Source organism: Streptacidiphilus sp. EB103A (genome assembly GCF_041261405.1).
Taxonomy (GTDB): domain Bacteria; phylum Actinomycetota; class Actinomycetes; order Streptomycetales; family Streptomycetaceae; genus Streptacidiphilus.
In genome coordinates this window covers 63,124-75,445 of record NZ_JBGCAQ010000025.1, presented here as the reverse complement: position 1 = coordinate 75,445, position 12,322 = coordinate 63,124, and the positions used below count along the sequence as shown (strand labels likewise).

15 protein-coding genes and 1 pseudogene are annotated in these 12,322 nt (G+C 72.8%); 7 read left to right on the top strand and 9 right to left on the bottom strand.

The annotated features are described in order from the left end of the window. The first annotated feature begins 165 nt into the window (after positions 1 to 165). The 3 genes from ABH941_RS34085 (at position 166) to ABH941_RS34075 (ending at position 3,150) form a co-directional block, all read left to right on the top strand. Complete coding sequence (locus tag ABH941_RS34085; RefSeq protein WP_370133548.1) at positions 166 to 1,005, top strand: alpha/beta hydrolase; 840 nt, start codon at positions 166 to 168, stop codon at positions 1,003 to 1,005. Between the two features lie 112 nt (positions 1,006 to 1,117). Next, a complete protein-coding gene (locus ABH941_RS34080; protein WP_370133693.1) occupies positions 1,118 to 1,801 on the top strand; it encodes an aminotransferase class I/II-fold pyridoxal phosphate-dependent enzyme in 684 nt (227 codons plus the stop codon). A 101-nt stretch (positions 1,802 to 1,902) separates the two neighbouring features. After that, the gene (locus tag ABH941_RS34075; protein ID WP_370133546.1) at positions 1,903 to 3,150 is read left to right on the top strand and encodes an ROK family protein; all 1,248 of its coding nucleotides are present in this window, start codon (positions 1,903 to 1,905) and stop codon (positions 3,148 to 3,150) included. On the opposite strand, the gene ABH941_RS34070 is transcribed toward ABH941_RS34075, so the two are convergent. Continuing rightward, positions 3,051 to 3,839 carry a GntR family transcriptional regulator gene (locus tag ABH941_RS34070; protein WP_370133545.1) on the bottom strand — a complete coding sequence of 263 codons (789 nt, stop codon included), beginning with the start codon at positions 3,837 to 3,839 and terminating at the stop codon, positions 3,051 to 3,053. The genes ABH941_RS34075 and ABH941_RS34070 overlap by 100 nt on opposite strands. Before the next feature lie 91 nt (positions 3,840 to 3,930). Beyond that, positions 3,931 to 4,419 carry an SRPBCC family protein gene (locus tag ABH941_RS34065; protein ID WP_370133543.1) on the bottom strand — a complete coding sequence of 163 codons (489 nt, stop codon included), beginning with the start codon at positions 4,417 to 4,419 and terminating at the stop codon, positions 3,931 to 3,933. Positions 4,420 to 4,517: 98 nt separating this feature from the next. Between ABH941_RS34065 and ABH941_RS34060 the strand changes: the two genes are divergently transcribed. After that, entirely contained in the window at positions 4,518 to 5,057 is a 540-nt protein-coding gene (locus ABH941_RS34060) for a gamma carbonic anhydrase family protein (protein WP_370133542.1), read from the top strand. Between the two features lie 115 nt (positions 5,058 to 5,172). Here the strand turns inward: ABH941_RS34060 and ABH941_RS34055 are convergent. The 7 genes and pseudogenes from ABH941_RS34055 to ABH941_RS34025 all read right to left on the bottom strand — a co-directional run. After that, positions 5,173 to 5,340, bottom strand: a pseudogene (locus tag ABH941_RS34055) (dihydrofolate reductase); the annotation flags it as partial. 44 nt (positions 5,341 to 5,384) lie between these two features. Next, complete coding sequence (locus ABH941_RS34050; protein ID WP_370133540.1) at positions 5,385 to 6,059, bottom strand: class F sortase; 675 nt, start codon at positions 6,057 to 6,059, stop codon at positions 5,385 to 5,387. After that, positions 6,046 to 6,621: a hypothetical protein gene (locus ABH941_RS34045; RefSeq protein ID WP_370133539.1), complete on the bottom strand. Its 576-nt coding sequence runs from the start codon at positions 6,619 to 6,621 to the stop codon at positions 6,046 to 6,048. Before ABH941_RS34045 ends, ABH941_RS34050 begins: the two co-directional genes overlap by 14 nt. Positions 6,622 to 6,788: 167 nt before the next feature. Continuing rightward, positions 6,789 to 7,406 carry a response regulator gene (locus ABH941_RS34040; protein ID WP_370133538.1) on the bottom strand — a complete coding sequence of 206 codons (618 nt, stop codon included), beginning with the start codon at positions 7,404 to 7,406 and terminating at the stop codon, positions 6,789 to 6,791. Next, positions 7,403 to 8,701: a sensor histidine kinase gene (locus ABH941_RS34035; RefSeq protein ID WP_370133535.1), complete on the bottom strand. Its 1,299-nt coding sequence runs from the start codon at positions 8,699 to 8,701 to the stop codon at positions 7,403 to 7,405. Before ABH941_RS34035 ends, ABH941_RS34040 begins: the two co-directional genes overlap by 4 nt. 26 nt (positions 8,702 to 8,727) lie before the next feature. Then, positions 8,728 to 9,513 (bottom strand): ABC transporter permease, encoded by a 786-nt coding sequence (locus ABH941_RS34030; RefSeq protein ID WP_370133534.1) that lies wholly within the window; start codon positions 9,511 to 9,513, stop codon positions 8,728 to 8,730. Next, a complete protein-coding gene (locus ABH941_RS34025) occupies positions 9,510 to 10,472 on the bottom strand; it encodes an ABC transporter ATP-binding protein (protein ID WP_370133532.1) in 963 nt (320 codons plus the stop codon). The genes ABH941_RS34030 and ABH941_RS34025 overlap by 4 nt, the downstream gene beginning before the upstream one ends. Before the next feature lie 157 nt (positions 10,473 to 10,629). On the opposite strand from ABH941_RS34025, the gene ABH941_RS34020 reads away from it, so the two are divergent. From ABH941_RS34020 to ABH941_RS34010, 3 genes are all read left to right on the top strand, one after another. Then, positions 10,630 to 11,430: an SGNH/GDSL hydrolase family protein gene (locus ABH941_RS34020; RefSeq protein ID WP_370133530.1), complete on the top strand. Its 801-nt coding sequence runs from the start codon at positions 10,630 to 10,632 to the stop codon at positions 11,428 to 11,430. Between the two features lie 111 nt (positions 11,431 to 11,541). Next, a complete protein-coding gene (locus tag ABH941_RS34015) occupies positions 11,542 to 11,913 on the top strand; it encodes a hypothetical protein (RefSeq protein WP_370133528.1) in 372 nt (123 codons plus the stop codon). Further along, a complete protein-coding gene (locus tag ABH941_RS34010) occupies positions 11,910 to 12,296 on the top strand; it encodes an ArsR/SmtB family transcription factor (RefSeq protein ID WP_370133526.1) in 387 nt (128 codons plus the stop codon). Before ABH941_RS34015 ends, ABH941_RS34010 begins: the two co-directional genes overlap by 4 nt. Positions 12,297 to 12,322 lie beyond the last annotated feature (26 nt).

Sequence of the window (12,322 nt, the reverse complement as noted above, 5' to 3'; positions counted from 1 at the left end):
CAGGAGGGAAGCACCGTGTTCGTCCGAATATCGACTTCCGAGGCGGCCGGGCGGGAGAATCAAGGACAACAAGGGCGATCCGCACACCGTGCGACGGGCACGGGAACGGGCCGGTGGGAAGGGTGCCGCGCCCCTACTCCGAATACTCCGAACGGTGGTGCAGACGTGAGTCTCAGCGCTCGCGAACAGCAGGAGATCGACAAGGCGAACACATCCGGTCTGAAGCCGGTCGTCTTCGTGCACGGGCTGTGGATGCTGGCGTCCAGCTGGCAGCCCTGGCGCGCACTCTTTGAGGAGAACGGCTACAGCACCCTCGCCCCGGCATGGCCCGACGATCCGGAGACGGTCGCCGAGGCTCGCGCGCACCCCGAGGTCTTCGCCGGCAAACGGGTGAAGCAGGTCACCGACCACATGGCCGAGGCCATCGCGCAACTCGACCAGCGACCCGTGGTCATCGGCCACTCCTTCGGCGGCCTGATCACCCAGCAACTCGCCGGCCGCGGACTTGCCGCCGCGTCGGTGCCGATCGACGCCGCACCGTTCCGGGGAGTGCTGCCGCTGCCGTTCTCTGCGTTGAAGTCCGCCCTGCCGGTCATCGGCAACCCCGCCAACTACCGGCGGTCCGTCACCCTCACCTACGAGCAGTTCCGCTACGCCTTCGCCAACGCCGTCAGCGAGAGCGAGGCCAGGTACCTGTACGAGACCTATCCGGTCGCGGGTTCGGGCATCCCGCTGTTCACGGCTGCCACGGCGAACATCAACCCCGCCACCGAGGCGAAGGTCGACACCGCCAACCCCCGCCGCGGGCCCATGCTCCTGATCACCGGGGAGAAGGACCACATCGCCCCGCGGGCCATCGCCGAGGCGTCCTATCGCAGGCAGAAGCGCAACCCCGTGACCACCGAACGCCGGGAGATCCCCGGCCGCGGCCACTCCCTGGTCTTCGACAGCGGTTGGCCGGACGTCGCGCAGGCTGCGCTGGACTTCGCCAAGCAGCATGCCTGACCACCCGGCGCCCGGCACCAGGCTGCCGTCCACCCGCGACCCGGCCCGGGACCTCCGGGTGTCCCGCGGTCTGGTCAGCGAGATGTACGCGCAGCTCACCGCCGAAGGCTAGCTGACCAGCCGTCAGGGCTCGGGCACCTGGGTCGCCGCGCTCAGCCCCACCCCGCCGTCGCCCGCCGCGGCCGCCCCGCGGCCGGCGCCCGCGCAGGTCACCGACTTCCGCCCTGACCTGCCCGACCTGGCCCTGTTCCCCCGGGCCGCCTGGTCCGCCGCCCACCGCAGCGCCCTCGCCGCGCTGCCGGACGCGGCGCTGGACTACCCGCACCCGCAGGGCCTGCCGGAACTGCGGGCCGCCCTGGCCGAGTTGCTGGCCCGCCGCCGCGGTGTCGTCGTGGCTCCCGAGGGAGTGGTGGTCTGCTCGGGTGTCGCCCAGACGCTGACCCTGCTCGTACGGGTGCTGCGGGCCCGGGGCCATCGGGCGATCGCCCTGGAGGACCCGGGCAGCCTGCCCCAGTACCCGCTGCTGACCGCCGCCGTCCCCGGGGTCAGGGTCAGCGGTATCGCGGCCGGGCTGCACCTGATCGCCGTTTTCCCCTTCCCGGTCCCCGAGGCCGTCTGCGCCGCCGCCGGGGTCCGGCTGCGGCCGCTCGGCGACTACTGCGCCGCGACCGCCGCGGCCCCCGCAGCAGACGTGGCCCCCACCCGCTTCGTCCTCGGCTACGCCCATCTCACGCCGTCCGAGATCCAGCATGCCTTCGGCAGACTGGCCGAATCTTTGCGCAGTGTTGCCGTTTGATACCGAAGCCGTTCATGAGCTGCACAAACGCTCGCGGGCGCGCGCACCGCCCGGATACGATCCGGCTGTCCCCGGGTACTCAGGTCAGGGAAGGCGGAGAGTTGGCACAGCTCACCGGCGGCGACTCGTCGCTGCTGCGGCGGATCAACTCCGCCGTGACCCTGCACGCCCTGCGCGGCGGCGACGCGCTGACCCTCACCCAGCTGGTCGGCGACACCGGCCTGTCCCGCCCCACCGTCGAGGGCGTGATCGAGGGCCTGATCGAATCGGCGCTGGTCGTCGAGGTCCATCCGGACCCGGACTCCCGCCGCGGCGACAGCATCCGCCAGCGCGGACGCCCGGCCCGCCACTTCCGCTTCCGCGCCGAGGCCGGGCACCTGCTCGGGATCGAGATCGGCACCCACGGCGCCCGGGTCGCGCTCGCCGACCTCACCGGCCGGATCATGGGCTCCTACGCCCGGCCCATCGACGAGTCCACCGGCGCCACCGAGCGCCTCGGCCTGGTCCGCGCCACCGTCGCCGAACTGCTGCGCCGCTGCGACGTCTCCAGGGACACCCTGTGGGCGGTCGGCGTGGGCACACCCGGAGTGGTGGACGCCGAGGGCGTGGTGCGGCTGGGGACGGCGCTGCCGGGCTGGACCGGACTGGAACTGGGTGCGCGGCTGCGCCGCTCGTTCCGCTGCCCGGTGCTGGTCGAGAACGACGCCAATCTCGCCGCCATCGGCGAGCACTGGAAGGGCGCCGCCGCCGGCATGGGCGACGTGGTCTTCGTGCTGGCCGGGCTCAGCCCCGGCGCGGGATCGCTGATCAACGGCCGGCTGCACCGCGGCTTCGGCGGCGCGGCCGGCGAGATCGGCTCACTGCACCTGCTGGGCCGCGAGTCCAACCCGGCCCAACTGCTCTCCGCGCCCAGCAAGCCGATCGACCCGCTGGACGAGGCGGCCGTGGCCCGGGTGCTGCGGCTGGCCGAGCAGGGCGACCAGGTCGCCCTGGACGTCCGCGACCGCTTCCTGACCCGGCTGGTGCGCGACGTCGCCGCGCTGGTGCTCGCCATCGACCCGGAGATCGTGGTCATCGGCGGCTGGGCGGCCGGACTCGACGGGGTGCTGGACCCGCTGCGCGAGCAGCTGACCCGGATGTGCCTGCGCCCGCCGGTGGTCCGGCTGTCGGCGCTCGGTGACGACGTGATCGCCACCGGCGCCCTGCGGCTGGCCCTCGAACACGCGGAGGAGCAGCTGTTCTCGGTGGATCAGGAGGCGGTGCGGACCTCGCCGGCGGCCGGAGCGGCCGGGGCGACGTCGACGACGCCGGAGGCGCCGAAGGTCAGCCGGCACATATCGGCCCGGTAGGTGGAGACGGCGACCGCCACGGTCCCGCCCTGCGCCTGGTAACGGGTCGTCAGAACCAGTACCGGGGTGCCCGGCGGGCGCTCCAGCAGCCGGGCCTGCTGCTCCTCGGCGACACCCAGCTCGACCGAGCGCGACTCGCCGTCCAGCTCCAGCCGCTGGAGCTGCCGCAGCACCGAACGGGCCCGGCTGGAGTCGGCGGCGCTGGACTTCGCGAAGATGGCGGGGACGTGCGGCGCCACGGCCTCGGGCACGTACAGCGTCTCGGCGCCGATGGCCTGACCGTGCATCATCCGCAGCCTGCGGACGGCGTGCACCGGCTCGTCGGCGGGGATGCCGAGGGTGGTGGCGACGGCGGCCGGGGCCGGGGCGTACCCGGCGTCGATGATCCGCCAGCTGTCCCGCCCCGCGGTCTCGCCGACCGGGACGCCCATCCGGGGTGCGGCAACCAGGGTGCCGATGCCGCGGCGGCGCACCAGTCGGCCTTCCAGCTCCAGTTGGTCCAGCGCCTGCCGCAGGGTGGCCCTGGCCACGCCGAAGCGCGCGGACAGGTCCCGCTCGTTGGGCAGCACCTCGCCGGCGCGGAACTCCGAGTCGAGCGCCCGCACCAGGACGGTGCGCAGATGCCAGTACTTGGGTTCGGGCGTGTCGGTGACGACCCCGATCCCCTGTGCGGCCTGTGTGGTCCCCACCCTGTCCTCCGCCTGTGAGCCGGTGCTCGTATTTATGAGCCCTTATTTCTTAAAGGACCCTGCACTATGGCGACAGTAGGGGTTTCACGGATCATTGGTCAAGACCAATGCCGAGGACTTCGCACACGGCAAGATACCGTGTCAAGCCGGTCATTCCGCTTCTCATCATCAGCGCGTGGTTGATCCTGAAGGCCGGCCTGCCGGGCAGTGCGAGCCGTCTCATCAGGGGCTTCCGCACCTCGACGTCCTCGTCGAAGACGGCCACGGCCGCGCCGTCGCCCCTGCTGGTGACGGTCCATCGGGTGCTTCCCTCCAGGTCACCGGTGAGCCGCGCCTCCAGTACCCCGGCCTCCGGGTCCTGCCGCGCCTCATGGGCGGTCACCTGCAGTTCATAGGGGAGCAGCGAGCGGAACCGCATCACTCCGGTGCGCTCGTCCAGCTGCCGGACCTCGAGGATCTCCGGCCACCACACCGGGTAGGTGCGCGGATCGGCCAGTACGCCGTAGACCCGCCGCGGCGGCGCGGGCAGGTCCCAGACGGTGGTGAAGCGGTAGCGGTGCAGGGCGGGTCGAGAGGTCATGCACCGAAGTCTCGCGCCCGGGGCGGCCCCGTGGCGATGACGCGCGGCGGCGGCGGTAGCGTGCAACCGAACCTTCGCCGTCGATCCGGGAGCACCCCATGGCCGAACCTGTAGCCCGACCGCTGATCGCCGCCGTCTCCGGCCGCACCCCGGAGGTGGACGAGCGGGCCTTCGTCGCCCCGACCGGGACAGTGCTGGGCTCGGTGCGCCTGGCCGCCGGCTCCAGCGTCTGGTACGGGGCGGTGCTGCGCGGCGACTGCGAGACGATCACCCTCGGGGAGGACAGCAACATCCAGGACAACTGCTCGGTCCACGCCGACTTCGGCTTCCCGGCGACGGTCGGGGCCCGGGTGTCGGTGGGCCACAACGCCGTGCTGCACGGCTGCACCGTCGAGGACGACTGCCTGGTCGGCATGGGCGCCACCGTCCTCAACGGCGCGGTCGTCGGCGCGGGTTCGCTGGTCGCGGCGAACGCGCTGGTGCCGCAGGGGATGCGGATCCCGCCGGGCTCGCTGGTCGCCGGCGTCCCGGCCAAGGTCAGGCGCGAGCTGACCGACGAGGAACGCGCCCACATCAAGCTCAACGCCGAGTGGTACACCGCCCTCAGCGGTCAGCACCGCGAGGCGTTCGGCGGCTGAACGGACTGCGGCTGCGGCTGCGCCGGCGTCAGTCCGGGCGCTGGTAGCGCAGCAGGACCACGCCGTTGCCGACCTGAAGGCCGCGGCCAGGTCGGCGCCGCCGACGACCATGTCAGATCCCGGCGAAATCGACCACCGTCGGCGCGGCCCGCGGGTCGGCGTCGGCGGTCGGCCAGAATGCCTCCATCAGCTCATAGGTGACCCGGCCCTCCAGGAACGCGCCCATGGTCCTGAGTTCGTCGTTGAGGTGCTGGTACAGCTCGTCGTCGACCAGGTGCCAGTCGGGAGTAGCAGGATGGGTCCGGATCGACGGAGATTCTGGAGACTCTACTGTCCGGCACCGGGGACGAGGTGGGCGAAGACCACCACGTTGCCGAGGTAGCCGCTGGCCCGGGTGTAGCCGCCGCCGCAGGTGATCAGGCGCAACTCCGGGTAGGCCGTGGGCCCGTAGACCTTGCGGTCCGGGAAGGACGTGCGGGAGTAGACGTCGATGCCGTCGATCCGGAAGGTCGCGGTCAGCCGGTCCCGGCGCAGGATGCCGACGGTGTCGCCGCGGTGCAGCGAGCCCAGGCCGTAGAAGACCGCCGGACCGTGCGCGTTGTCGACATGGCCGGCGATGATCGCGGCTCCGGCGGCGCCCGGGGCGGTGCCGCCGGAGAACCAGCCGGCCAGGTTGCGCTGCTCCTCCGGGGGTGGGACCAGGTGGTGCTGCGCATCGACATGGAGCCCGGTGAGCGGTGCGTCCACGCCGATCGCGGGGATCCGGATCCGCAGCGGCACGGAGGCGGGCATCGGCGCGGCCGGCGGGGCGTCGGCCCAGTCGGGGTGGGCCGTGAGCGCCTCCGCCGAGGTGGGCTGCGGCGGCGCCCCGCCCATCAGACCGTGGTAGACCAGCGCCACGCCGAGCAGGACCACCGCGCCCAGTTTGGGGAACCCGGCCTTCCTCGCCCGCGGGGAGCCCGCCTCCGCGGAGGCGGCGGCCGGACCGTCAGGAGACCCCATCCGCGCCACCGCGGTTCGCCCGGCGCCGGCGCCACACCGCGGTGCCGCCAGCGCCGAGCACCAGCGCGGAGCCCGCGGCGACCTGGGCCGGACTGGCCGAGTAGGTGCTGCCGCCGACCCCGGTGTGCACCGGGCCCACCACCGACTCGCGTTCCCTCTCCCGGCGCGGACGTTCGTCGTCCGAGCGGCTGACCCTCAGCGTGGTCACGAAGGCCGAGGAACGCGCGTTGTCGGGCTGGCACGATCCGGCGACCGTGTAGGTGCCGGGCCGGAGCGAGGTGCGGATGGTGGCGGCTGCGGAGAAGTGGCCGATCGCGCCGGCGACCGGGTGCAGCGCCACGGTGGAGCTGAAGGCCTGCGAGGAGACGCCCGAGGGCCGCGGGGTGTCGTAGGCGGTGCAGTCGACGTCGATCGACACGGTCCCGCCCGGCTCCGACCGCTCGCTCGACAGCGTGATCGCCGCCGCGCTGCCGTCCGACCGGTCGGAGGCAGCCGCGACGGGGGCGCTCAGACCGATCGCGCAGATGACGGCAGCGCCTATGAGCATCGGTTGCTTTCGCATCATTTCCTACCTCCGCGCCGAGTGCGGACCACGGGCCCGAGGCCCGGGTGCGGGGGGACACACCAGGCGATCGCAACGATCGTCACCGTGGGCGGTCAGGCGCTAACTCACCGGTCACACTATTCACCCGTTCAGCGGCCCGGCCGCAGCCCTCGCGATCCCTCCCGCTACAGCCAGCCGCGTTCGCGGGCGATGCGCACCGCCGTGTGGCGGTTGTCCGCGGACAGCTTCGCGGTGGCGGAGGACAGGTAGTTGCGGACGGTGCCGGGCGAGAGGGCGGCCCGCCGGGCGACGTCGCTGATCGGGGCTCCGTCCGCGGCGAGTTCGAGCACCTCGGCCTCGCGCGCGGTCAACGGCGATTCACCGGCGCTGATCGCGTCGGCCGCCAGCTCCGGGTCCACGTACCGCCCGCCCGCGTGCACGCTGCGGATGATCTCGGCCAGCCGCTGGGCCGAGACCGTCTTCGGGACGAACCCGCGCGCACCCGCCGCCAGCGCCCGCTTGAGATGGCCGGGCCGCCCATGGCTGGTGACGATCATCGTGCGGCAGCCGGGCAGGGCGGTGCGCAGCGCCTGGGCCACGGCCACGCCGTCCACACCGCCCGGCATCTGCAGGTCCAGCACTGCCACGTCCGGCCGGTGCGCCCGGGCCATCGCCAGCGCCTCGGCGCCGCTCGCGGCCTGCGCCACGACCAGCAGGTCGTCCTCGTAGGAGAGCAGCGCGGCGACCGCGCCGCGGATCAGGTGCTCGTCGTCGGCCAGCAGCACCCGGATGCGTTCGCTCATACGGCCGCGCCCCGACGGTCCGCCGCCGGGGCGGGGGTCCCGGTCCGCGCCTGCGGTCCGGGCAGAGGCACCCGGGCGGTCAGCCGGAACGCCCCGGCCCCCGACTCGGTGTCCAGACTGCCGCCCAGCACCGCGAGACGTTCGGCCAGCCCGTCCAGGCCCGAGCCCGAGCCGTCGGCCCCCACCCCGTCGGCCCCCACCCCGTCGGCGCTGACCCCGTCGGCCCGCGCTTCGGGCACCCCGTCGTTGTCGACCGAGAGCACCGCCGCCTCGCCTGCGGTCAGCCGGATGGTGCAGCTGCGGGCCTCGCTGTGGCGCAGCACATTGGTGGTGGCCTCACGCACGACCCACCCCAGCGCCGCCTGCACCTGGACCGGCAGCTCGCCCCCGCCGACACCGTGCGCCTGACCGTCGATTCCCGCCGCGCGCAGCACCGACAGCGCCCCGGCCAGCTCCACGGCCAGGTCGGCGCCGCGGTAGCCGCGCACGACGGCGCGCACCTCTCGCTGCGACTCGCGGGCGATCCGCTGCACCTCGACCATCTGCTCCACCGCCCCCGGACTGCCGCGTCGGGCCAGCTGCACCGCCAGCTCGCTCTTGAGCGCGATCACGGCCAGGTTCCTCCCCATCACATCGTGCAGATCGCGCCCGAACCGCAGCCGCTCCTCGGCGACGGCGAGCTGCGACTGCGCCTCGCGGGCGGCGTCCAGCTCCCACACCACGCAGGCCAGCCAGACCGAGCAGAGGCTGGTGAAGACCATGCTGCCACCGGTAACCAGGACGGCGAAGGCGAGCGCCGCAGCGGCCGCCCAGGGCTGTCCCAGCAGCGCGCCGACCACGGCCGCACCGACCACAGCTCCCAGCAACCAGCACAGCGAGGCGCGGATCCCCCGGACCCCCAGCACCGTGGCGCCCAGCCCGAACCCGAGCAGACCCACGGCGATCACCGCCGCCTGGCCTCCCTGCCGCAGCGAACCGGCCGTGTGCAGCAGCGCCGCCGCCGACGCACCCGCGACCGACACCACGACCACCGTGGCGAGCAGCCCGACCGGACGCTCGCGCCGGGCCAGAATCCAGTCGATCCCCCTGGACGACAGCACCGCGCACAGCACGGCGTGGACGGTCACCAGCGCGCACAGCACGCTCCTCGCCCAGGCCGACCCCAGTGCCCCGGCCGTCGGGACGACCAGAGCGAAGACCTCGATGACCGCGAAGAGGTGGAACGAGGAGCGGACGTAGAGCTCGATCCGCGCCGGATCGCTGCGCCGGTGCCACCAGCCCGTCAGACGTGCCATCAGTTCTCCCTGGTGGTCGGCGGTGGTCAGCGGCGCGGTTCCCAGCGGAACCACCGGTGTACAGCAAACACGGCCAGCAGCGTCCAGGCCAGCGCGATGACCAGGGAGCGGACGAGCTGCTCGGGCTGCGCCTGGGCGCCGTCGAGCCAGCCGGCCCGTACCAGGTCCAGCACCGGGGTCAGCGGAAGCCATCGGCACACCTCCCCGACCGGGTACGGCATCGACCCCAGCGGCAGCACGAGCCCGGAGCCGAAGGCGGAGACGAGCAGCAGCGGTGTCGTGGTGAGCTGGGCGAGCTCCACGCTGCGGGTGAAGACGCTGGAGGCGGCCGCCAGCGCGGTCAGCAGCACCACGCCCAGCGCCATCGCGACCAGCAGCACATCCGGTCGGCGCGGCAGCGGAAGGTGCAGCAGGACGGCCCCGGCCGCGATCAGCGCCAGGCACTGGGCCACGGCCACGGCGGCGGCCGGCAGCGCGGTGCCGGCCAGGATCTCCAGGTCGGTCGGCTCACCGGTGCGCAGCCGCTTGAGCACCAGCGTCTCGCGGCGGGCCACATAGGCGGCGACCAGGTTGTAGTAGACGACGAACAGCAGGACGAAGCCGATGCCGCCGATCATCAGCAACTGGTCCGCTCCGGCTGCTGACCCGCCGGCCCGGGCGAATCCGGCGCTCGCCGGACGCCAGCCCGCGACCATCGCGGGCGGCAGCAGCAGGGCGGTGGCCAGCGCGGTCCGGTTGCGCAGCAACAGCGTCGCCTCCGCGCGGCCCAGCGCCGACAGCCTCCGTGCAGTGGTGCTCTCCGTCGACGTCATCGCAGGGCCCCGTCCTTGGCGATGTCCTTGGCGATGTCCTTGGCGTCCTTGGCGATCTCCAGGAACGCCTCCTCCAGCGACGCCGTTCGGGCGTCCAGGCGTTCGAGCGTGATCCCGCGCTGCTCCGCCCAGTCCAGCAGCACCAGCAGCGAGTGCTGGAGCCGGTCGGTGTGCAGCAGCACCCGCCCGTCCCGCTCCTCGTGCCGCACCACTCCGAGATCGGGCAGCGGCGGCAGATCGCCCAGATGCCAGCCGATCGGCAGGTCGAAGCCGATCCGGGCCGGGCGCGCGCCGGTCACCTGCGCGGGCGTGCCGCAGACCACGACCCGGCCCTGGTGCAGCACGGCCAGCCGGTCGGCCAGCGCCTCGGCCTCCTCCAGGTAGTGCGTGGTCAGCAGCACGGTCGTGCCGCCCGCCCGCAACTCCCGTACCAGCTCCCAAGTGTCATGCCGCCCCTGCGTGTCCAGGCCGGTTGTCGGCTCGTCCAGGAACAGCACTTCCGGGCGCCCCAGCAGCGCCAGTGCCAGGTCCAGCCGGCGCCGCTCGCCGCCCGAGAGCTGCCCGACCCGGACGCCGCTCCGCGCGCCCAGCCCCACCAGGTCGAGCGCCTCCCGCGCCGGACGGGCGCCGCTGACGCAACCGGCCCACATCCGCACCGTCTGTGCCACCGTCAGATCGGCTGCGAAGCCGCCTTCCTGAAGCATCACCCCGGTTCTGGTCCGCACCCGGGCCCGCTCGCCGTACGGATCGCAGCCCAGCACCCGCACCTCCCCACCGCTCGGCCTGGCCAGCCCCTCCAGCAGCTCCACCAGCGAGGTCTTGCCGGCGCCGTTGGTCCCCAGCAGCGCGAACAACTCGCCCCGGGCCACCTCGAACGACACCCCCCGCACCGCCTCGAACCCGCCCCCGTACCGGCGGTGCACCCCAACGGCCTCGATCACGTTCTCCGCGTTGTCCATGCCTCCAGCCTCCGGCCCCGCTGCCGCCCGGGGCCGGGCGGAGCGTCATCGGAACTGATGACAAATGTCATGGTGCGGGGCTGTTCGGCCCGAGGCCGACACACCTGCTGACCTCGGCTGCAAGGCACCGGGAGCGAGGGCTTAGGATCCAGAAACTATGAGCCAGACCCCCGTCTTCCGCAGCATGGTCGCTCTCGGTGACTCGTTCACCGAGGGCATGTGCGACAGCATCCTGCCGAACGGCCACTACCGTGGCTGGGCCGACCGCGTCGCCGAACGCCTCGCGGCCGAACTGGCCGCCGCCGAGCCCGGCGCAGCGGAGTTCCGCTACGCGAATCTCGCGGTGCGCGGAAAACTGATCGGCCAGATCGCCGACGAACAGGGCGACGCCGCCGTGGCCCTCGGTGGCGAACTGGTCACCCTGGCCGGCGGCCTCAACGACGTGATGCGGCCCGGCTGCGACCTCGACCACGTGGAGCGCACGCTCGGCGGGCTCGCCGAGCGGCTGGCCGCCGAGGCCCGCCGGCTGGTGATGTTCTACAGCGTCGACCCCAGCCGACGGATGCGCGGCAGCGCCCGCATCATGCCGCAGACCCTGCGGCTGCAGCGCTTCGTCGGCGAACTCGGCGAGCGCGAGAACATCACCGTCGTCGACCTCTTCCATGTGCCCGCCTTCGACGACGCGCGGATGTGGGCCGAGGACCGGCTCCACTTCTCCGCCGAGGGCCACCGCCGCGTCGCCGAGGGCGTCCTCCAGGCCCTCGGGTACCCGGCGTCCTTCGACTGGCGCGAGCCCCTGCCCCCGGCCCCGCCGGTCCCCCGGGCCGCCAAGGTCCGCGCGGACCTGCGCTGGCTCCGCATCCACGTCCTGCCCTGGATCGTCCGCCGCCTCACCGGCAAGTCCTCGGGCGACGGCCGCCTGGCCAAGCGCCCTGCCCTGGAACGCTTCCCGGCCTGACCGCGCCAAGCCCCTCGGCCCGGCGGGCACGGTACACCCTGGGGCGGTTCGGGTTGCGATGTTCTGCAATTCATCAGTGCTGTATCCGCTCATGTACCTAGCGTTACCGTCATGGCAGACATCGACATCGCACTCAAGGAAGCAATGATGATCGAGGGCGCGCTCGGCGCCGCCCTCGTGGACGTGAACAGCGGCATGGCGCTGGGCACGATGGGAGGGGGCAAGGACTTCGACCTGGCGGTCGCCTCGGCCGGCAACACCGACGTGGTCCGCGCCAAGCTCCGGGTCATGGAGATGCTCAACCTGAGCGGGGGCATCGAGGACATCCTGACCACCCTCACCAACCAGTACCACGTGATCCGCCCGCTGACCTCGCGCAGCGGCAAGGGGCTCTTCCTCTACCTGGTGCTGGACCGCAAGCGGGCCAACCTCGCCCTGGCCCGCCGCCAGCTGAACCAGGTCGAGGCCGGGCTCGACCTGTGACCCAGCCCCCGCTCTACCAGGTCAAGGCCGAGTTCTTCCGGATGCTCGGACACCCGGTCCGGATCCGTGTCCTGGAACTGCTCCAGGACGGGCCCAGGCCGGTGCGCGAGCTCCTCGCCGACATCGGCATCGAGCCCTCCAATCTCTCCCAGCAGCTCGCCCTGCTGCGCCGCTCCGGCATCGTGGTGTCCACCCGGGAGGGGCCAACTGTGGTGTACGCGCTGGCCGGTGGCGATGTCGCGGAGCTGCTGCGCTGCGCCAGGCGGATCCTCACCGTGCTGCTCGCCGACCAGCAGGGACTGCTGGAACAGCTCCGGGAGGCTGACGCGCACTCCGCCCCCGAACAGCAATTCGGACAGACCCTGACAAAACTGAATCAATGACTCTTAATGTTCTGGTCATGATCCGT

Excerpts from the sequence above, each read along its gene's own strand:
- ABH941_RS34040 (WP_370133538.1), bottom strand. The coding sequence starts at position 7,406 with ATGAGCGAACGCATCCGGGTGCTGCTGGCCGACGACGAGCACCTGATC.
- ABH941_RS34050 (WP_370133540.1), bottom strand. The coding sequence starts at position 6,059 with ATGGGGTCTCCTGACGGTCCGGCCGCCGCCTCCGCGGAGGCGGGCTCC.
- ABH941_RS34035 (WP_370133535.1), bottom strand. The coding sequence starts at position 8,701 with ATGGCACGTCTGACGGGCTGGTGGCACCGGCGCAGCGATCCGGCGCGG.
- ABH941_RS34065 (WP_370133543.1), bottom strand. The coding sequence starts at position 4,419 with ATGACCTCTCGACCCGCCCTGCACCGCTACCGCTTCACCACCGTCTGG.
- ABH941_RS34015 (WP_370133528.1), top strand. The coding sequence starts at position 11,542 with ATGGCAGACATCGACATCGCACTCAAGGAAGCAATGATGATCGAGGGC.
- ABH941_RS34030 (WP_370133534.1), bottom strand. The coding sequence starts at position 9,513 with ATGACGTCGACGGAGAGCACCACTGCACGGAGGCTGTCGGCGCTGGGC.
- ABH941_RS34020 (WP_370133530.1), top strand. The coding sequence starts at position 10,630 with ATGAGCCAGACCCCCGTCTTCCGCAGCATGGTCGCTCTCGGTGACTCG.
- ABH941_RS34045 (WP_370133539.1), bottom strand. The coding sequence starts at position 6,621 with ATGCGAAAGCAACCGATGCTCATAGGCGCTGCCGTCATCTGCGCGATC.
- ABH941_RS34025 (WP_370133532.1), bottom strand. The coding sequence starts at position 10,472 with ATGGACAACGCGGAGAACGTGATCGAGGCCGTTGGGGTGCACCGCCGG.
- ABH941_RS34060 (WP_370133542.1), top strand. The coding sequence starts at position 4,518 with ATGGCCGAACCTGTAGCCCGACCGCTGATCGCCGCCGTCTCCGGCCGC.